The following is an 18,154-nucleotide window of genomic DNA, read 5'->3' as shown; positions in this document are numbered from 1 at the left end:
GACGCCTCACGCTAGTTCAAGCGCAAAGTTGTAACAATTTTTCTCATCCATTCCTGAGGGGCGTGCCGCGGCGGCGGCGCGCCAGCCAGGCGGCCAGGCCGCCGATCGCCAGGCTGGCCAGCCCGGCCGGTTCCGGCAAGGCCTCGGTTTGCGGCTGGGCGACTACCTGGGCGGCCTTGCGCAGGACGCCGCGCTCGCCCGCGCAGGAGGGATAGGCTTCGCCGCAGCCGTCCGGCTGGTCGCTGTGCGCCCACAGCATGGTGAACACGCCGTCGTCGCCCTGCATGGTGAAATCCGAGAAGCCGTCGTTGGCCATGATGCTGCCTTTCATCCGGCCGTCCGCCAGGAATTGCAGCGTCATCGACAAGCGCTGCAGGCCGGGCAGGGTTTCATCGCGATAGCGGTAGTCGATGCGGTTCCAGTGCTGCTGGCCGTCGTCGCCGGCATACCAGTAGTGCAGCGCCAGCAGGCTGTCCTGCTGTTCTTCGCAGATCTCCGCCATGCATTGGTTCTCGACGTTCAGCGAGAGTGTGCCCTGGGCGACGGCGGTGTCGGTGAATTCGAGTTCGAGATGCAGGCCGGCCGGCGTCGCATCCGTGTGTGCCACCTGCTGCCAGGTGTAGAGGACATTCGCCGAAGCGGCTTGGGTGACGAGGGCGGTGGCGGCCAGGCAGAGAATCTTGCGGAACATATGTGTCTCCAGAAATGATTCCATTTAACAAGCAAGGATTGCGCCTGCGCATCCACGTCCTTGATTTGAAAAAGAATTTAACAATGCAGGGTGCATACCCGTCACAAATATGTAAAACGGGTCGACAGTGCGCTACCGTACATATGGCCATGCAGCATTTCGCGCCGTATTTTCGGCATTTCGTCGCATCGGCCTGTCGGCTGTACGTACTGGACGGCATGATGCGGGCTCGATCAACAGCTCATCGCTAACAACAAAAACCATGTCACGCCAGAACACCCAACACCTCGTCCGCCTGCTCCTCGCATCGCCCGTCATCTTCGGCATGTTCAGCGCCTACGCCGCAGGCCAGGCCACCACGGCCAAGCCTGCGGACAAAGCGGCCCCGGTGCAGCAGGTCGAGGTCAAGGGCCAGGCCGCCGCCTACGACGCCCGCCGCGACGATACCGCCACCAAGATCGTCGTCAACCAGGAAGAGATCCTGCGCCACGGCGACACCACCCTCGGCGAAGTGCTGAAGCGCTTGCCTGGAATTACCGTGGGCGGCGTGCAGGGCCGCGGCGGCGACGTCCGCATGCGCGGCCTGGGCAACGGCTACACGCAGATCCTGCTGAACGGCGAGCCGGCGCCGCCGGGCTTCTCGCTGGACCAGGTGTCGCCGGAGATGGTCGAGCGCATCGAGATCATGCGCGCCGCCACCGCCGAGTACAGCACCCAGGCGATCGCCGGCGGCATCAACATCGTCCTCAAGCGCCAGGTCCAGACCGCGCAGCGCGAACTGAAGACCGGCGTGCAGGCGGAGAACGGTGCCTACGGCGCGGTCTCGACCTTCCAGCTGTCGGACAAGAGCGGCAAGATGTCGTATGCGATGAGCGGCAACGTGCTGTACGGCCGCCAGGACCGTCCTTCGCACATCGTCACCGAAGGCTATGACGCGGCGGGGCGCGAAGTCCTGCATCGCGTCGCCTGGGACGGCAACCGCGGCCGCCTGCTGGCGATCGGCCTGTCGCCGCGGATCAACTGGAATCTCGGCGCCGGCGAAGTGATCACCTCGCAGAACTTCATCAACATCGCCCGTTCGCGCGGCGATGCGCCCGAGACCGTGGTGACTTCGCTGGGCGCGCCGCCGCGCTACGTGGCCACCGCCACCGATGCCGAGAACAAGATGGAAATGCTGCGCAGCGACCTGTCGTGGACCAGGCGCCTGCTTGACGGTGCCAGGATCGACGCCAAGTTCGGCGTCAACTACGCGCACCGCGACAGCGGCGTGGGACAGTTGCAGTACTACCCGAACGATGTGCTGGCGCTCGACCGCGACATCGACAGCGACTTCACCGACAAGGGCTGGAGCAGCACCGGCAAGTATTCGCGTCCGGTCGGACAGGGCCATGCGATCGCGGTCGGCTGGGACGGCGCCTACAGCCTGCGCAACGAAACCCGCCTGCAACACGAGACCACCACGGTCGGCGCGCCGATCGTCAACCGCGACGAGAGCTTCGACGCCACCGTGCGCCGGCTGGCCTTGTTCGCCCAGGACGAGTGGAACGTGACCCAGCAATGGTCGGTGTACTTCGGCCTGCGCTGGGAAGGCATCCAGATCAAGAGCGAAGGCAACAGCTACGCCGCGATCGACAACCGTTCGAGCGTCTTCAGCCCGCTGTTCCAGACCCTGTACAAGATCCCGGGCTCGAAGAACGACCAGATCCGCGCCGGCATCACGCGCACCTACAAGGCGCCCAACGTTGCCAGCCTGGTGCCGCGCCGCGGCATCGCCTCGAACAACAGCCCGACCACGCCGGACACGATGGGCAACCCGCAGCTCAAGCCGGAACTGGCCTGGGGCCTGGACCTGGCCTACGAACACTACCTGCCGGGCGGCGGACTGCTCTCGGCCAGCACCTATGTGCGCCACATCGACGAGATCACCCACTCGCGCGTGTTCTTCATCGACGGCCTGTGGGTGTCGATGCCGGTCAACGACGGCGCCGCCAACACCCGCGGCATCGAACTCGAAGCCAAGCTGCCGCTGCGCCAGATGTTCCCGGGCTGGCCGGCGCTGGACCTGCGCGCCAACGTCACGCGCAGCTGGTCCAGCCTGTCGATGGTGCCGGGTCCGAACAACCGCCTGGATCAGCAGACGCCCCTCTCCGGCACCTTCGGCTTCGACTATAAATTCGACGGCCTGCCGGCCACCTTCGGCGGCAGCCTGAGCTTCCAGAACGGCGGCCCGGTGCGCATCTCGCAGAACCAGTACGCCTATGCCGGCGTGAAGCGCTCGCTGGACCTGTACGGCGTGTGGAAGTTCACGCCCAAGACCCAGGTGCGGATGTCGCTGGCGAATACCCTGCGCCAGGATAACGTCGGCGCCGCCACCTATGTGAGCGCGGACGGCAGCCGCCTGACCGATACGACGATCACGCCGACGATGCTGCAGGTGCGGGCGATGCTCGAGACAAAGTTCTGAATTGGCGGCGGTAGGCCGCCGGGGAGGTCTGCAGCGCGCTCCGGAAATGCTGGCGCAGCGAGAGGGCGGAACCGAAACCCGCGCGCTGCGCCACCAGCTCGACCGGAGCATCGCTGCCCTCCAGCAGGCTGCGCGCGTGGGCCAGGCGCTGCTCAAGCAGCCACTGCTTGAAGGACATGCCGGTGGCCTGGCGGAAGTGGCGCGTGAAGTTACGCCGGCTCATGGCGGCGCGCCCGGCCAGCGCGTCGAGGTCGTGCTGGGCGTCCAGGTGGCGGCTGACCCAGTCGAGTACCCGCGACAACCTGCCGTCGCTGGGCGACACCGGCAGCGGCCGTTCGATGAACTGGGCCTGGCCGCCCTGGCGGTGCGGCGCCACCACCAGCCGGCGCGCCACCGCATTCGCCGCCTCGGCCCCGCACAGGCGGCGCAGCAGGTGCAGGCAGCAGTCGATCCCGGCCGCCACCCCGGCCGAGCTCAGGACCTCGTCCTCGTCGACGTACAGCACTTCCGGATCCACCTTCACCTTCGGATAAAGGCGCGCCAGCGCGTCCGCGGCGGCCCAGTGCGTGGCCGCGGTGCGCCCATCCAGCAGGCCCGCCTCGGCCACCGGGAAGGCGCCCAGGCAGAGCGCCACCACGCAGGCGCCGCGCGCGTGCGCCCGGCGCAGCGCGTCCAGCAAGGCCGCCGGCGCGGGCCGGCAGTCGTCGTGCCAGGCAGGCATGACGACGATGTCGGCTTCGTCCAGCCCATCGAGTCCGTGGCTGGGCCGGATGCCGAAGCCGGCGCTGGTGTCCAGGGTGTCTCCGTCCAGTCCGCAGACGCGCAGCGAGAACGCCGCCTGCGCCCCCAGGCTGCTGCCGAACACCAGGCAGGGAACAGACAGGTGGAAGGGCGTCATGCCGTCGAAGGCGATGACGGCGACCTGGATGGGTTTGGATGTTGTCATGGCCCGATTCTATCGGATATCGGCTTGTGGGCCACTGTCAGGCTTGATAGCTGGCCAGCACAATGCTCCGACATTCACTTACTTCAGGAGCCGACATGCAAGTCCAACAGATCCGCAACGCCACCCTCGTCATCGACTACGCCGGCAAGCGCCTGCTGGTCGATCCCCTGCTCGCGGCACAGGGCGCCTACCCGGGTTTCGTGGGTACCGCCAACAGCCACCTCGCCAATCCCCTGGTGGGCCTGCCGGTTCCGCTGAGCGAACTGCTGGACGTCGACGCCGTCGTCGTCACCCACCTGCACGCCGACCACTGGGACGATGCGGCGCGCCGCCTGGTCCCGCGCGGCCTGCCCATCTTCGCCCAGAACCTGCGTGACGCCGCGCTGCTCCGCGCCGACGGTTTCGAGGACGTGCGCGTGTTCGGTGACGGCGCCGTATTCGGCGATATCGTCCTGCACAGGACCGGCGGCCAGCACGGCAGCGACCAGGTGATGGCCGCGATCGGCGAACGCATGGGGGAGGTGAGCGGGGTGGTGTTCAGCCATCCGGATGAACCGACCCTTTACCTGGCCGGCGACACGGTCTGGAACCGCCACGTCGAGGACAGCCTGGCCGCCCACCGTCCGGACGTCGTGGTGCTGAACTGCGGCGACGCCCAGGTGCCGGGCCTCGGCGCCATCATCATGGACCAGCACGACCTGGCGAAGGTGGCGCAGGCCGCGCCGCAAGCCACCATCGTCGCCAGCCACCTGGAAGCGGTGAACCACTGCGTACTGTCGCGCGCGACGCTGCGCGATTTCCTCGACGCCCAGGGCCTGCGCGCACGCGTGCTGGTGCCCGAGGATGGCGAGGTGTGCGCCTTCAGTGCGGCGGCGTGAAGTTGTACTCCCAGGCCCAGGGCATGTCGTTCTCGCCCAGCACGCGCCGCGCCAGCTCGGGGTAGATGCGCTCGGCGCGCACGTCGTTCGACAGCATCACCACGCAGCGGCGCCTGGCGTCCAGGCAGATCACCATGTTCGCGGTGATCTCGTTGTGGCCGCCCTTGAACCAGCCGGCCCCGCCGCTGCGGTCCCGGAAGCTGACCACGCCAAGGCCGGCCGCCAGCTGCTGCGGCCAGCTGGCCGTTCCTTCCTCCAGCGTCGGGAACTGGTGCCTCGACACGATAGGCAGCCAGCCCTTCACCATGGCCGCGCGCGATGCCGGGCTCAGGCCGTCGCCGCGCACGATGCCTGCCCACAGCTTCGCCTGGTCCTCGATGGTGGTGTCCATCGAGCCGGCTGCGCGCACCCGGCTGCGCTCGTCGTGCGCTTCCATCTTGCCGTTCTCGTCGTAGCCGTCGGCCAGGTTGGCGGCAAAGTCGGGGCGCCACTTCATGCTGGTATTGCGCATGCCGAAGCGGTCGAACACGCGGCGCTGCATTTCCGCGCCGGTGTCCAGCTTCAGGCCCTGTTCGACGATCAGCTGCAGGATGGTCAGGCCTTCGCCGGAATAGGCATAGCGGCTGCCCGGCTCGAAGTGGAAGCGCAGCTTCTTGTCCGGCTCCAGCCAGCGGAAGTTGGCGAAGCCGGCCGAGTGGGTCAGCAGGATGCGCGGCGTGAGCTTGCGCCAGCGCTCGTCCCGGGCGAGGTCGGCATAGTCGTCGGGTTCCCGGTAGTCGGGCAGGGGCTTGGGCAGCAGGCGCTCGAGCGGGGCGTCGAGGTCGAGCTTTCCTTCGTCGACCAGCTGCAGCAGCATGTAGGCGAAGGCGGCCTTGGTCAGCGAGGCGCCGTACATGATGGTGTTGGTCTGCAGCGGGAGTCCCTTTTCGGCATTGCGCCAGCCCCAGCTGCGCACACTCCGTATCTGGCCATCGTCGATGACGGCCAGGGCCAGGCCCTGCAGCTTTTCGCGCTGCATCAGCTGGGTGATTTCAGGATCGGCGGGCGACTGCGCGGGCGGCGTGGCCGCGCAGGAAGACAGCAGGCATGCGAATAGCGGTATGAACCATTTCATCGGCATCTCCGGTTGGGCTCGCAGATGCAGATGATGCCATAGGCGCATGAATCCACTCCGTCATACCCGCGAAAGCGCGAATGCCGGCGCTCAGGGCTTACGCTGCACCGGCGACATCGGCGTACTACGCAAACCCTTGCATTATGTTGTGTAGTGCCCACGCCGCCGCGACACCTGCACAGGCCATTCCAAGGGCATCGGCCAAGGCGTACGGACCTCCCCGCAAGCTCGCTGTCACTCTTGAATCCAAGAAAAATATTGAATTCTCTCAAATACTTTCGTTATACAATTCATCTCATATGTTGAAATCGAACTAATGATTTCCGTATGGCAATGGCTGTAAAGATGCTGCACAGCCAGATTTTGATGGACTAGAATCGCTCATCCCGACCACCGGCCTCGACCCAGCCGGTTCTTTTCTTCGCCGCGCGGCGGCAAGGACGTTTCATGCTCAGTCAACAAGAACTCGCAGAACAGGAGCGCGTCAAGGCATTGCACGCGCTGGCAGTGCTCGACACGCCGCAGGAAGACCGCTTCGACCGCTTCACCCGCATCGCCGCCGCCGCTTTCGATGTGCCGACCGCGCTGGTTTCGCTGGTCGACACCAATCGCCAATGGTTCAAGTCGCGCGTCGGTTTCGACGTACGCGAGACGCCGCGCTCGGTGGCCTTCTGCAGCCACACCATCGCCCTCGACGACCTGCTGGTAGTGCCCGACACCCGCCTCGACGAACGCTTCCGCGACCATCCGCTGGTGCTGGGTTCGCCCTTCATCCGCTTCTACGCGGGCCAGCCGGTGCACAGCGTCGACGGCCAGCCGCTCGGCACCCTGTGCCTGATCGACCAGGAGCCGCGCGAGTTCAGTGACGCCGACAAACGCATGCTGCGCGACCTGGCCCAGATGGTGCAGGATGAACTGAACCGCGGCGCGCTGGTGGCCACGCGCGACGCCGCCCAGTTGGCGTTGCGCGAGCTGAACGTGCAGCTTGAACGCCGCGTCGAAGACCGCACCCGCGAACTGCACGCCAAGAACAGGCTGCTGGAGCAGGAAGGCCGGCAGCGCATGCTGACCCAGCAGGCCCTGCTGCAGAAGCAGGTTTTGCTCGACGCCGTGCTCGAGTCGGTGGACGTCGGCGTGGTGGCCTGCGGCGCCGACGGTACGCTGACCCTGTTCAACCGCGCCGCGCGCGACCTGCACGGCATGGATGTCGCCGACGTCGTGGCGCGGGACTGGGCCCGGCACTACAACCTGTTTGCGGAAGACGGCCACACGCCGCTGGAAGAAGCGAACATCCCGCTGGCGCGCGCCCTGCGCGGCGAGAACGTCAAGGACGCACCGATGGTGATCGCGTGCGAACAGGGCGGTTTGCACCGCGTGCTGGCCAGCGGCCGCGCGCTCAAGGGCCCGAATGGCGAGGCATTGGGCGCGGTGGTCGCAATGAAGGACGTCACCGAACTGGCCGAGTCGCGCTCGCGCGTGATCGAAAGCGAAGAGCGCCTCCGCACCATCGCCGACAACGTGCCGGCCCTGATCGCCTACATCGACACCGGACTGCGCTACTGCTTCGCCAACCAGCGCTACCAGGAATGGTTCGGGGTGAAGAGCGCCGAGATGCTCGGCAGGACCGTGCTCGAGGCGATGGGCGAAACCTTTTATGCGCCGCGCCGCGCGGCCCTCGAGCGCTGCCTGCAGGGCCATGCCTCGGCCCTCGAGATCGAAGAGGAGCGCCGCGGGCGCCGCCGCGTGATCAGCTCGACTTACCTGCCGCATGTGCGCGACGGCGTGGTGCAGGGCATCTACGTGCTGTCGACCGACGCGACATCCGCGCGCGAATACGAACGCCAGCTGCATGCGCTGGCCCACTCGGACCACCTGACCGGCCTGCCGAACCGCCGCAGCTATGAAGAGCGGCTGGCGCAGGCGATTGCGCGCTCGCGCCGCAGCGCGATGGCGATGGCCCTGGTCTACCTCGACGTCGACCACTTCAAGCAGATCAACGACAGCCTCGGCCACGCCAGCGGCGACGCCGTGCTGCGCGAGTTCGCGAAGCGCCTGTCCGCCACCGTGCGCAGCACCGACACCGTGGCGCGCCTGGCCGGCGACGAGTTCGTGATCGTGCTCGAGCAGGTCGGTTCGGCGCGCGAGTGCGCACGCATCGCCGACAAGCTGCTGGAAGCGGTGCGCGCCGACTTCCTGGTCGACGGCCAGCCGCGCCGGATCACGACCAGCATCGGCATCGCCTGGTCCGCGCATCCGGAGCAGGCCGCGCTGGCGCACGCCGCCGACGAAGCACTCTACCAGTCCAAGCGGGCAGGGCGCGATACCTCGTCGGTGCTGGTGGCCGACAGGCACTGAGCGGCCGCCCGGCCGGCCACCCGGCGCCGGCTGCGAATTCCCTCCATTCCTGAAGGCAGGACACGCCACCGGCGCAAGCGGTGGCGTGGATGTCCGCTCGCCCAAGCCGGGCTGGCGTCGGCGATCGTGTAAATGCATCGTTTATCAAGCCTGCCCGTCTTTTTAGAAAATTTTTACACCTCCCTGCCTACACTTCTTTGCATCGCAACATGGCAAGGAGTGCAGTCATCATGATCGTCACCATCGCCCGCCACGCGCCGCCGCTTGCCGGCGAACTGGTGGCCGAACACCTCGCCCTGTTGCGTGCCCGCGGCGGCCGCCGGGTCTTGCTGCTCGACGCAACTTCCACCCAGGCCAGCCGGCAGTGGGCCGAGGAGTGCGAACGCCGAAGCGTCGCCCCGATGCCGGAGCTGCGTGCCGTACGCGGCTTCGGTCTGCCCGAGGAGCTTGAGCGCCTTTATCCGCGTTTTCCGGACGTCGTCATCGATACCGACGGCGGTGACGGCCACGAATGCCTCTCCGCGCTGATCATGGCCAACGTCGCCGTGGTGCCGCTGTCGCCTGAACAGGCGAATGGCGAGCGCCACCATGCCCTGCTCGCCCGCATCGACAACGCACGCATGTTCAACCCCGGCCTGCGGGTCCTGTTCGTCGCCGCCGGCGGCGAGTGCGATCCGGCGGCGCTGTACCAGGAGGTCTACCACGCCGTTCCCGCCGCTCCGGCCTCGTCGCGGAACCCCTCGTTCGGCCTGGCCCCATGAGCCGGCCGGCTTTTTACAATAACAAGGAAACACAACAGACCATGAGCAGAACCATCCTTATGCTGGCGACGCTTGCCGCGCTGTCGGCACCGCTGCATGCCCAGGAGGCCCAGCCGGAAGATACTTTCACCTTCAACGCGGCGCTCACCTCCGACTACCGCTACCGAGGCATCTCCCAGACCCGCCTCCTGCCCGCCCTGCAGGGGGGCGCGGACTACACCCACAACCCCGACGGCCTGTACGCCGGCACCTGGCTGTCCACCATCAAGTGGGCCCGGGACGCGGGCGGCGGCGGCAACCTCGAGTGGGACCTGTACGGCGGCAAGCGCGGCCAGCTCGGCGCCGGCCTCGGCTACGACGTGGGTGTGCTGGGCTATGTCTACCCGTCGAACGGGCTGAAGCAGGTGCGGGGCTTCGCCGACGCCGACACCGCCGAGATCTACGGCCAGCTGGGCTACGGGCCGGCCTACGCCAAGTATTCGCTGGCGCTGACCAATCTGTTCGGCATCGCCGACAGCCGCCACAGCGGCTACCTGGATCTCGGCGCCAATCTCGACCTGGTCCAGGGCCTCACGCTGAACCTGCACGTCGGCCGCCAGGACGTGCGCCATCACGGCACGGCCAGCTATACCGACTACAAGCTCGGCCTGACCAAGGACTTCGGGATCGCCAGCCTGGCGCTGGCCTTTGTCGGCACCAACGCCGGCGAAGCGGCCTATGCATCCCCGGCCAACGGCAAATTCCTTGGCAAGAAGGCGCTGCTCGCCAGCGTCGGCAAGACCTTTTGATCAACCAGACATCCGAGGTATTCATGGACTTCCTCTTCATCGGTGCAATCGTCCTGCTCACTGCCCTGATCTGGGGCATGGCTAGCGCCTGCGCCCGCCTAGGAGCGCGCAAATGACGCTCTTCTATCTCATCGGTGCGCTCGCTTCGGGCGGCCTGCTGGTGTACCTGCTGTACGCCATGTTCAACGCGGAGGACCTGTAATGGACATCCGTTCGCTTGCGCTTCCCGCAGTCTTCCTGCTGGTCCTGCCGGCCATGTCCTGGCCGCTCGGGATCCTGCTGGCCCGCGTGGCCGAGGGGGGCCGCCTGCGTGGCCTCGGCTGGCTGCACCGGACCGAAACGGCGCTGTACCGGGCTGCCGGCATCGACCCGGAGCAGGGCATGGGCTGGAAGGCATATGTCATTGCCCTGCTCGTGTTCAACGCCGTCGGCACCTTCGCCGTCTATGGACTGCAGCGCGTACAGGCCTGGCTGCCGCTGAACCCGCAGGGGCTCGGCAACGTCGGCCCGGACTCGGCCTTCAATACCGCGGTCAGCTTCGTCGCCAATACCAACTGGCAGGGCTACAGCGGCGAGCAGACCATGAGCTACCTGACGCAAATGCTGGCGCTGACCTGCCAGAACTTCTTCTCGGCCGCCACCGGCATCGCCGTGGTGTTCGCCCTGATCCGCGGATTTTCCGCGAAGTCGGCCAGTTCGGTCGGCAACTTCTGGGTCGATCTCACCCGCAGCACCCTGTACGTGCTGCTGCCGCTGTCGCTGCTGTTCGCGGTCTTCCTGATGGGGCAGGGCGTGATCCAGAACTTCTCGGGCTACCTGCAGGTGCCGTTGCTCGACCCGCTGGCCCAGGGTGCCGGGGCCACGCAGACCATCGCGATGGGACCGGTGGCTTCGCAGGAAGCGATCAAGCTGCTGGGTACCAACGGCGGCGGCTTCTTCAACGCCAATTCCGCCCATCCTTACGAGAATCCGACCGCCGTGTCGAACCTGTTCCAGATGGTGGCGATCTTCCTGATCCCGGCCGGCCTGTGCTTCGCCTTCGGCCGCATGGTCGGCGACCGCCGCCAGGGCTGGGCGATCCTGGGCGCCATGACCTTCCTGTTCGTGGTGACGACGGCCGGCGTCGTACTGGCCGAGCACCAGGCGCATCCGGCCTTGCAGGCCCTGGGCATCGACCAGCAGGCGAGCATCCTGCAGTCGGGCGGCAACATGGAAGGCAAGGAAACCCGCTTCGGCATCGATGCCTCCGCCCTGTTCGCCGCCGTCACCACGGCCGCTTCCTGCGGCGCGGTGAACGCGATGCACGACTCGTTCACGCCGCTGGGCGGCGCGGTGCCACTGCTGCTGATGCAGTTCGGCGAGGTGGTGTTCGGCGGCGTCGGCGCCGGCCTGTACGGCATGCTGGTGTTCGCGATCATGGCGGTGTTCATCGCCGGTCTGATGATCGGCCGTACGCCGGAATACCTGGGCAAGAAGATCCAGGCCTACGAGATGAAGATGACCTCGATCGCCATCCTGGTGACGCCGGTGCTGGTGCTGGCCGGCACGGCGATCGCCGTGATGACGGCCGATGGCAAGGCCGGCGTCGCCAATCCGGGCGCGCACGGCTTCTCGGAGATCCTGTACGCCTTCAGCTCGGCCGCCAACAACAACGGCAGCGCCTTCGCCGGCTTGTCCGCCAACACCCCCTTCTACAACTGGATGCTGGCGATCGCGATGTGGTTCGGCCGTTTCGGCGTGATCGTGCCGGTGCTGGCGATCGCCGGCTCGCTCGCGGCCAAGCAGCGCCTGCAGACCACCAGCGGCACCATGCCCACCCATGGGCCAATGTTCGTCGGCCTGCTGGTCGGCGTGGTGGTGCTGGTCGGCGTATTGAACTACGTGCCGGCGCTGGCCCTCGGGCCGGTGGTCGAGCACCTGCAGTTCCATGCACAATAATCAGGAGCACCTCATGACGCAACTTCCTCCGTCCGCTGCCCGGTTGCCGGCCGGCGCCGCGCCCGGCGCCAAGCGCCTGGGCATGTTCGACGCCAGCCTGGCCGGCCCCGCGCTGGTCGACGCCTTCAAGAAACTGGGCCCGCGCACCCAGCTGCGCAGCCCGGTCATGTTCGTGGTCTACGTCGGCAGTATCGTCACCACGCTGCTTTATGTGCAGGCGCTGCTTGGCGCCGGCGAGGCGCCGGCCGGATTCATCCTCGCCTGCGCCGTCTGGCTGTGGTTCACCGTGCTGTTCGCGAATTTCGCCGAAGCGCTGGCGGAAGGCCGCAGCAAGGCGCAGGCGGCCGCGCTGCGGGGCCTGAAGCAGAGCGTGATCGCCAAGAAGCTGGCCACGCCGAAGCACGGCACGAGCTGGCTGCCGTGCCCGGCCACCGATCTTCGAAAAGGCAAGTACATCCTGGTCGAAGCGGGCGACGTCGTGCCCATCGACGGCGTCGTGGTCGAAGGCGTGGCCTCGGTCGACGAGAGCGCGATCACCGGCGAGTCCGCGCCCGTGATCCGCGAATCCGGCGGCGACTTTTCGAGCGTCACCGGCGGCACCCGTGTGCTGTCGGACTGGCTGGTGGTAAAGGTGAGCGCGAATCCGGGTGAGACCTTCCTCGACCGCATGATCGCGATGGTCGAGGGCGCCAGGCGCAAGAAGACGCCCAACGAGATTGCACTCACCATCCTGCTGGTGGCGCTGACCATCGTGTTCCTGGTGGTGACGGTGACCCTGCTGCCGTTCTCGCTGTACTCGGTCGAGCTGGCGAAGGCCGCCGGCGTGCACAGCTCGCCGGTCACGATCACGGTCCTGATCGCGCTGCTGGTGTGCCTGATCCCGACCACCATCGGCGGCCTGCTGTCGGCAATCGGCGTGGCCGGCATGAGCCGCATGATGCGCGCCAATGTGATCGCCACGTCCGGCCGCGCGGTGGAGGCCGCCGGCGACGTCGACGTCCTCCTGCTCGACAAGACCGGCACCATCACGCTCGGCAACCGCCAGGCCGCCGCCTTCCTGCCGGCACCGGGCGTCGCCGAACGCGAGCTGGCCGACGCCGCGCAACTGGCTTCGCTGGCCGACGAGACACCGGAAGGGCGCAGTATCGTGGTACTGGCCAAGCAGAAGTTCAACATCCGCGAGCGCGAACTGGAGAACCTGCACGCGGTGTTCCTGCCATTCTCGGCGAATACCCGCATGAGCGGCGTCGATGCCGGCGCGCGCCGGATCAGGAAAGGCGCCGCCGATGCGGTACGGCGCCACGTCGAGGCGCTCGGCATGCCGTTCCCGGCGGAGGTCGTACGCATCGTCGAGGATGCCGCGCGGCGCGGCAGTACCCCGCTGGTGGTGGCGGACGGCGCCCGCATCCTCGGCGTGATCGAACTGAAGGACATCGTCAAGGGCGGCATCAGGGAACGCTTCGCCGAGCTGCGCCGCATGGGCATCAGGACCGTGATGATCACCGGCGACAACCGGCTGACCGCCGCCGCGATTGCCGCCGAAGCCGGTGTCGACGACTTCCTGGCCGAGGCCACGCCGGAGGACAAGCTCGCGCTGATCCGCAAGTACCAGGCCGAAGGCCGGCTGGTGGCGATGACTGGTGACGGCACCAACGACGCCCCGGCGCTGGCCCAGGCCGACGTCGCGGTGGCGATGAATTCCGGCACCCAGGCCGCCAAGGAAGCCGGCAACATGGTGGACCTCGATTCGAATCCGACCAAGCTGCTGGAGATCGTCGAGATCGGCAAGCAGATGCTGATGACGCGCGGTTCGCTGACCACCTTCTCGATCGCCAACGACGTCGCCAAGTATTTCGCCATCATTCCGGCGGCCTTCGTCGGCGCCTACCCGCAGCTGAAGGCGCTCGACCTCATGCACCTGGCCAGCCCGGCCTCGGCGATCATGTCGGCGCTGATCTTCAACGCGCTGATCATCGTGTTCCTGATCCCGCTGGCCCTGCGTGGCGTGCGCTACCGGGCGATCGGCGCCACCGCGCTGCTGCGCCGGAACCTGCTGGTCTACGGTATCGGCGGTATCATTCTGCCGTTCATCGGCATCAAATTGATCGACATGCTGCTGGCGTCGCTCGATCTCGTCTGAACAAGGAAATCACCATGGCATCCATCATTCGTCCCGCGCTGGTCCTGTTCGGCGCCCTGAGCATCCTGTGCGGCCTGCTGTACCCGGCGGCCGTGGCCGGCATCGGCCGCGCCGCCTTCGCCCACGAGGCGGACGGCAGCCTCCTTGCCGCGAACGGCCGCACCATCGGCTCCGCGCTGATCGGCCAGCCATTCTCGGCTCCCGGCTACTTCTGGGGCCGGCCATCGGCCACGGCGCCGGTACCGGACAATGCCGCGGGCTCGGGCGGTTCCAACCTGGGACCGACCAATCCGGCATTGATCGATGCGGTCAAGGCCCGCGTGGCGGCCTTGCGCAAAGCCGATCCAGCCGACCGCGCACCGATTCCGGTCGACCTGGTCACCGCCTCGGCCAGCGGTCTCGATCCGGAGATCAGCATCGCGGCCGCGGCGTACCAGGCGGCGCGCGTGGCGGCGGCGCGCAGGCTGCCGGAGCCGCAGGTGCGCGCGCTGATCGCCGCCCACCGCATGCAGCCGGCCCTGGGCTTCCTCGGCGAGCCGCGCGTGAACGTTCTGGCGCTGAACCTGGCGCTGGACGCCAAGACGGCGCATCCGCAATGAGGCGAGCCGCATGAGCTTCCCCGGCGAAGGCCCGCGGCGCGACCCGGACGCGCTGCTGGCCCAGGTGAAGGAACAGGAGCGCCGTGCCGCGCGAGGCCGGTTGCGCATTTATTTCGGGGCCTCGGCCGGCGTCGGCAAGACCTATGCGATGCTGACGGCGGCGCGCCAGCTTGCCGCCGGCCGCAAGCTGCTGGTCGGCGTCGCCGAGACCCACGGACGTGCGGAAACCGCGGCCCTGCTGGAAGGGCTGGACGTCCTGCCGCGCAAGGGCATCGGCTACCGCGGCAAGACGCTCACCGAATTCGACATCGACGCCGCCCTGGAGCGCCGGCCCGACCTGGTCCTGGTCGACGAGCTGGCGCATTCGAATGTCGCCGGCTCGCGCCACCCGAAGCGCTGGCAGGACGTCGAGGAACTGCTCGAGGCCGGCATCGACGTGTTCACGACCGTCAACGTCCAGCATCTTGAGAGCCTGAACGAAGTGGTGGGCGGGATTACCGGGGTGCGGGTGGCGGAGACGGTGCCCGACAGCGTTTTCGACGGCGCCGACGAAGTGGTGCTGGTGGACCTGCCGGCGGACGAGCTGCTGACCCGGCTCAGGCTCGGCAAGGTTTACCAGGGAGAGCAGGCCGAGCGCGCCGGCCGGAACTTCTTCCGCAAGGGGAACCTGATCGCGCTGCGCGAGCTGGCGCTGCGCCGCACCGCCGAGCGCATCGGCGACGACGTGCGCGCCTACCGGGTCGAGAAATCGATCGATACCGTATGGCGCACCGGTAGCGCGCTGCTGGCCTGCGTGGGACCGGGGCCGGAGGCTGAAGGCGTTGTCAGGAATGCGGCGCGCCTGGCGGCCCAGCTCGGCGCGGAGTGGCATGCTGTCTACGTCGAGACGCCGGCGCTGCAGCGCCTGGATCCGGCGCGGCGCGAGCGGATCCTGGGCGCGCTCGAGCTGGCGCGTGAACTCGGCGCGGCCACCGCCGTCCTGTCGGGCGACCGCATGGAGGCGGCCGTGGTCGACTATGCGCGCAGCCACAACCTGTCGCGGATCGCGCTCGGCCGCAGCGATGCGCGGTGGCGCTGGCAGGCGCCGGCCGGCTTGCGCATCGGACGGCTGGCGCCGGACGTCGACCTGGTCGAGGTGGCCGTGGCGCACGACCGGCCGGCCGATGGCGCGCCGCGGCCTGCCGGCGGCCCCGCAGGCCGGATGCCGCTGCGCCAGGTCCTGCCGGCGCACGGTATGGCCGTCGCCGCCAGCGTGGGCATGGCGCTGGCCGCCACCCCGGCGATCGCCTATCTCGACCTGGCCAACATCGCCATGCTGTTCCTGCTGGTCGTGCTGCTGGTGGCGGTGCGCTTCGGCCGTGGCCCGTCGGTCACCGCGACCTGCGTCAGCGTGGCCTGTTTCGACTTCTTTTTCGTGCCGCCGCGCTTCACGCTGGCGATCTCGGATTTCCAGTACCTGGTGACCTTCGGCGTGATGCTGGCGGTCGGCACCATCACCGGACACCTGACGGCGGGGCTGCGCTTCCAGGCGCGGGTCGCGGCCCGCCGCGAGAGCCGGACGCATGCCCTTTACGAATTTGCGCGCGCGCTGTCCGGGGTGCTGCAGACGGAGCAGATCCAGGAAGCCACGCGCGATGCCATTGACCGCACCTTCGGGGCCCGTACCGTGCTGCTGCTGCCGGATGCCGACGGCCGGCTGAGTCCGGCGAAAGGGGGCAGGGCGGAGGACGAGGCGGCCCTTGCCGGTCTGGACCTCGGTGTGGCGCAATGGGCCTTCGATCATGGCGCCGCCGCCGGCATGGGCAGCGATACTTTGCCGGGCAGTCCGCTCTTCTACATGCCGCTGGTGGCGCCGATGCGCACTCGGGGCGTGCTGGCGATCGAGGCCTCCACGCCGCACCGGCTGCTGGCGCCCGAACAGGTGCAGCAGCTGGATACTTTCGCCGCCCTGGCCGCGATCGCGCTGGAACGGGTGCACTACATCGAGGTGGCGCAGGACGCGCTGGTCAGGATCGAGTCCGAGCGCCTGCGCAATTCGCTGCTGTCGGCGCTGTCGCACGACCTGCGCACGCCGCTCACCACGCTGATGGCGCAGGCCGAGTCGCTGGCGTGCTCGACGCCGCCGTTGGCGCCGGCGCAGCGGAGCATGGCCGAGGCGCTGCGCGAGGAAACCGTGCGCATGAGCACCCTGGTGACCAACCTGCTCGACATGGCCCGTATCGAGACCGGCGAGGTCAAGCTGCGCCTGCAGTGGCAGGCGGTCGAGGAAACCGTGGGTGGCGCGCTGCGCGCCAGCCGCGCGGCGCTGGCCGGCCGCAGGGTCGAGACCCAGGTGCCGGCCGGCCTGCCGCTGGTGCGCTACGATGCCGTACTGATCGAGCGGGTGCTGTCCAACCTGCTGGAAAATGCGGGAAAATACACGCCGGCCGGCAGCACGGTGAGCGTCTCGGCCCGGCCGCACGGCATATGGCTGGAGATGACGGTTGCCGACGACGGCCCCGGCCTGCCGCCGGGCCAGGAGGAAGCGGTGTTCGAAAAATTCGTGCGTGGGGAGCGTGAGTCCGCCAAGCCCGGCGTCGGCCTCGGCCTGGCGATCTGCCGCGCCATCGTGGAAGCGCACGGCGGCACGATCCGCGCCGCCAACCGGCCGGAGGGCGGCGCCGCCTTCGTCTTCACGCTGCCGCTGGGGACACCGCCGGACATGCAGTTGCCGGATGAAGACATGGAGATCGAGGAAGAGGATGAGTGATTTCATCGGCGTGGCCCTGCTCGTGGAAGACGAGCCGCACATCCGCCGCTTCGTTCGCGGCGCGCTGGAGCAGGAAGGCTGGCAGGTGCACGAGGCGGCCACCCTGCAGCGCGGCCTGGTCGAGGCGGGCACGCGCAAGCCCGACCTCGTGATCCTCGACCTCGGCCTGCCGGACGGCGACGGCGTCGACTTCATCGGCGACCTGCGCGCCTGGTCGGCGGTGCCGGTCATCGTGCTGTCGGCACGGGTCGACGAAGAGGAGAAAATCCGCGCCCTCGACCGCGGCGCCGACGACTACCTCACCAAGCCCTTCGGCGTCGGCGAGCTGCTGGCGCGGGTGCGCGCCTCGCGGCGGCGCCAGCGCGGCCTGGCGACCGGCGGCGACGGCAAGGTGAGTTTCGGCGACGTCGAGGTGGACGTCCAGAACCGCAGCGTCACCAAGGCCGGCAAGGCGGTGCGCCTGACGCCGACCGAGCACCGGCTGCTGGCGGTGCTGGTCGCCAATCCCGGCAAGGTGATGACCACGCCGCAACTGCTGCGCGCGGTCTGGGGCCCGAACCAGGCCGACAATGCCCACTACCTGCGCATCTACATGGGCCACCTGCGCCACAAGCTGGAAGACAATCCTGCGCAGCCCCGCTTCATGGTGACGGAGACCGGTGTCGGCTACCGTTTCCAGCTTCCTTGATGTTGTTTCGGGGCAACCAAACGCCGCCAATACGGTATTTTCT

14 protein-coding genes are annotated in these 18,154 nt (G+C 67.9%); 11 read left to right on the top strand and 3 right to left on the bottom strand.

The window, feature by feature from the left end; translation table 11 throughout:
- Nucleotides 1-43: 43 nt before the first annotated feature.
- The gene (locus tag AC1DOP_RS03085; RefSeq protein WP_477249760.1) at nt 44-691 is read right to left on the bottom strand and encodes a PEP-CTERM sorting domain-containing protein; all 648 of its coding nucleotides are present in this window, start codon (nt 689-691) and stop codon (nt 44-46) included.
- A 262-nt stretch (nt 692-953) separates the two neighbouring features.
- On the opposite strand from AC1DOP_RS03085, the gene AC1DOP_RS03080 reads away from it, so the two are divergent.
- Nucleotides 954-3,155: a TonB-dependent receptor plug domain-containing protein gene (locus AC1DOP_RS03080; protein ID WP_477249757.1), complete on the top strand. Its 2,202-nt coding sequence runs from the start codon at nt 954-956 to the stop codon at nt 3,153-3,155.
- Here AC1DOP_RS03080 and AC1DOP_RS03075 read toward each other — a convergent pair.
- Complete coding sequence (locus AC1DOP_RS03075; RefSeq protein WP_477250109.1) at nt 3,106-4,083, bottom strand: GlxA family transcriptional regulator; 978 nt, start codon at nt 4,081-4,083, stop codon at nt 3,106-3,108. The genes AC1DOP_RS03080 and AC1DOP_RS03075 overlap by 50 nt on opposite strands.
- A 113-nt stretch (nt 4,084-4,196) precedes the next feature.
- Here AC1DOP_RS03075 and AC1DOP_RS03070 point away from each other — a divergent pair, with 113 nt between their 5' ends.
- On the top strand, nt 4,197-4,979 hold the full coding sequence (locus tag AC1DOP_RS03070; RefSeq protein ID WP_477249755.1) for an MBL fold metallo-hydrolase: 783 nt from the start codon (nt 4,197-4,199) through the stop codon (nt 4,977-4,979).
- On the opposite strand, the gene AC1DOP_RS03065 is transcribed toward AC1DOP_RS03070, so the two are convergent.
- Nucleotides 4,963-6,093, bottom strand: coding sequence for a serine hydrolase domain-containing protein (locus tag AC1DOP_RS03065; RefSeq protein WP_477249753.1), 1,131 nt, complete (start codon nt 6,091-6,093; stop codon nt 4,963-4,965). The genes AC1DOP_RS03070 and AC1DOP_RS03065 overlap by 17 nt on opposite strands.
- Before the next feature lie 447 nt (nt 6,094-6,540).
- On the opposite strand from AC1DOP_RS03065, the gene AC1DOP_RS03060 reads away from it, so the two are divergent.
- From AC1DOP_RS03060 to kdpE, 9 genes are all read left to right on the top strand, one after another.
- Nucleotides 6,541-8,448 (top strand): sensor domain-containing diguanylate cyclase, encoded by a 1,908-nt coding sequence (locus AC1DOP_RS03060; protein ID WP_477249751.1) that lies wholly within the window; start codon nt 6,541-6,543, stop codon nt 8,446-8,448.
- Nucleotides 8,449-8,657: 209 nt separating this feature from the next.
- Entirely contained in the window at nt 8,658-9,209 is a 552-nt protein-coding gene (locus AC1DOP_RS03055) for a cobyrinic acid ac-diamide synthase (protein WP_477249749.1), read from the top strand.
- 41 nt (nt 9,210-9,250) lie between these two features.
- Complete coding sequence (locus AC1DOP_RS03050; protein WP_477249747.1) at nt 9,251-9,997, top strand: TorF family putative porin; 747 nt, start codon at nt 9,251-9,253, stop codon at nt 9,995-9,997.
- 112 nt (nt 9,998-10,109) lie between these two features.
- Entirely contained in the window at nt 10,110-10,199 is a 90-nt protein-coding gene (locus AC1DOP_RS03045; protein WP_442122541.1) for a potassium-transporting ATPase subunit F, read from the top strand.
- Complete coding sequence (kdpA, locus tag AC1DOP_RS03040; protein ID WP_477249745.1) at nt 10,199-11,935, top strand: potassium-transporting ATPase subunit KdpA; 1,737 nt, start codon at nt 10,199-10,201, stop codon at nt 11,933-11,935. The genes AC1DOP_RS03045 and kdpA overlap by 1 nt, the downstream gene beginning before the upstream one ends.
- Before the next feature lie 82 nt (nt 11,936-12,017).
- A complete protein-coding gene (kdpB, locus tag AC1DOP_RS03035; protein ID WP_477250107.1) occupies nt 12,018-14,075 on the top strand; it encodes a potassium-transporting ATPase subunit KdpB in 2,058 nt (685 codons plus the stop codon).
- Between the two features lie 14 nt (nt 14,076-14,089).
- A complete protein-coding gene (kdpC, locus tag AC1DOP_RS03030) occupies nt 14,090-14,674 on the top strand; it encodes a potassium-transporting ATPase subunit KdpC (protein WP_477249743.1) in 585 nt (194 codons plus the stop codon).
- A 10-nt stretch (nt 14,675-14,684) separates the two neighbouring features.
- The gene (locus AC1DOP_RS03025) at nt 14,685-17,423 is read left to right on the top strand and encodes a DUF4118 domain-containing protein (RefSeq protein WP_477249741.1); all 2,739 of its coding nucleotides are present in this window, start codon (nt 14,685-14,687) and stop codon (nt 17,421-17,423) included.
- Complete coding sequence (gene kdpE / locus AC1DOP_RS03020; RefSeq protein WP_477249739.1) at nt 17,416-18,111, top strand: two-component system response regulator KdpE; 696 nt, start codon at nt 17,416-17,418, stop codon at nt 18,109-18,111. The genes AC1DOP_RS03025 and kdpE overlap by 8 nt, the downstream gene beginning before the upstream one ends.
- Nucleotides 18,112-18,154: the final 43 nt, after the last annotated feature.

The sequence above is a fragment of the Massilia sp. 01N410 genome (assembly GCF_056399665.1).
This window is presented reverse-complemented; position numbering and strand designations above follow the sequence as displayed.

Excerpts from the sequence above, each read along its gene's own strand:
- kdpC (WP_477249743.1), top strand. The coding sequence starts at position 14,090 with ATGGCATCCATCATTCGTCCCGCGCTGGTCCTGTTCGGCGCCCTGAGC.
- AC1DOP_RS03065 (WP_477249753.1), bottom strand. The coding sequence starts at position 6,093 with ATGAAATGGTTCATACCGCTATTCGCATGCCTGCTGTCTTCCTGCGCG.
- AC1DOP_RS03060 (WP_477249751.1), top strand. The coding sequence starts at position 6,541 with ATGCTCAGTCAACAAGAACTCGCAGAACAGGAGCGCGTCAAGGCATTG.
- kdpA (WP_477249745.1), top strand. The coding sequence starts at position 10,199 with ATGGACATCCGTTCGCTTGCGCTTCCCGCAGTCTTCCTGCTGGTCCTG.
- kdpB (WP_477250107.1), top strand. The coding sequence starts at position 12,018 with ATGTTCGACGCCAGCCTGGCCGGCCCCGCGCTGGTCGACGCCTTCAAG.
- AC1DOP_RS03085 (WP_477249760.1), bottom strand. The coding sequence starts at position 691 with ATGTTCCGCAAGATTCTCTGCCTGGCCGCCACCGCCCTCGTCACCCAA.
- AC1DOP_RS03050 (WP_477249747.1), top strand. The coding sequence starts at position 9,251 with ATGAGCAGAACCATCCTTATGCTGGCGACGCTTGCCGCGCTGTCGGCA.
- AC1DOP_RS03025 (WP_477249741.1), top strand. The coding sequence starts at position 14,685 with ATGAGCTTCCCCGGCGAAGGCCCGCGGCGCGACCCGGACGCGCTGCTG.
- kdpE (WP_477249739.1), top strand. The coding sequence starts at position 17,416 with ATGAGTGATTTCATCGGCGTGGCCCTGCTCGTGGAAGACGAGCCGCAC.
- AC1DOP_RS03045 (WP_442122541.1), top strand. The coding sequence starts at position 10,110 with ATGACGCTCTTCTATCTCATCGGTGCGCTCGCTTCGGGCGGCCTGCTG.
- AC1DOP_RS03055 (WP_477249749.1), top strand. The coding sequence starts at position 8,658 with ATGGCAAGGAGTGCAGTCATCATGATCGTCACCATCGCCCGCCACGCG.
- AC1DOP_RS03080 (WP_477249757.1), top strand. The coding sequence starts at position 954 with ATGTCACGCCAGAACACCCAACACCTCGTCCGCCTGCTCCTCGCATCG.
- AC1DOP_RS03070 (WP_477249755.1), top strand. The coding sequence starts at position 4,197 with ATGCAAGTCCAACAGATCCGCAACGCCACCCTCGTCATCGACTACGCC.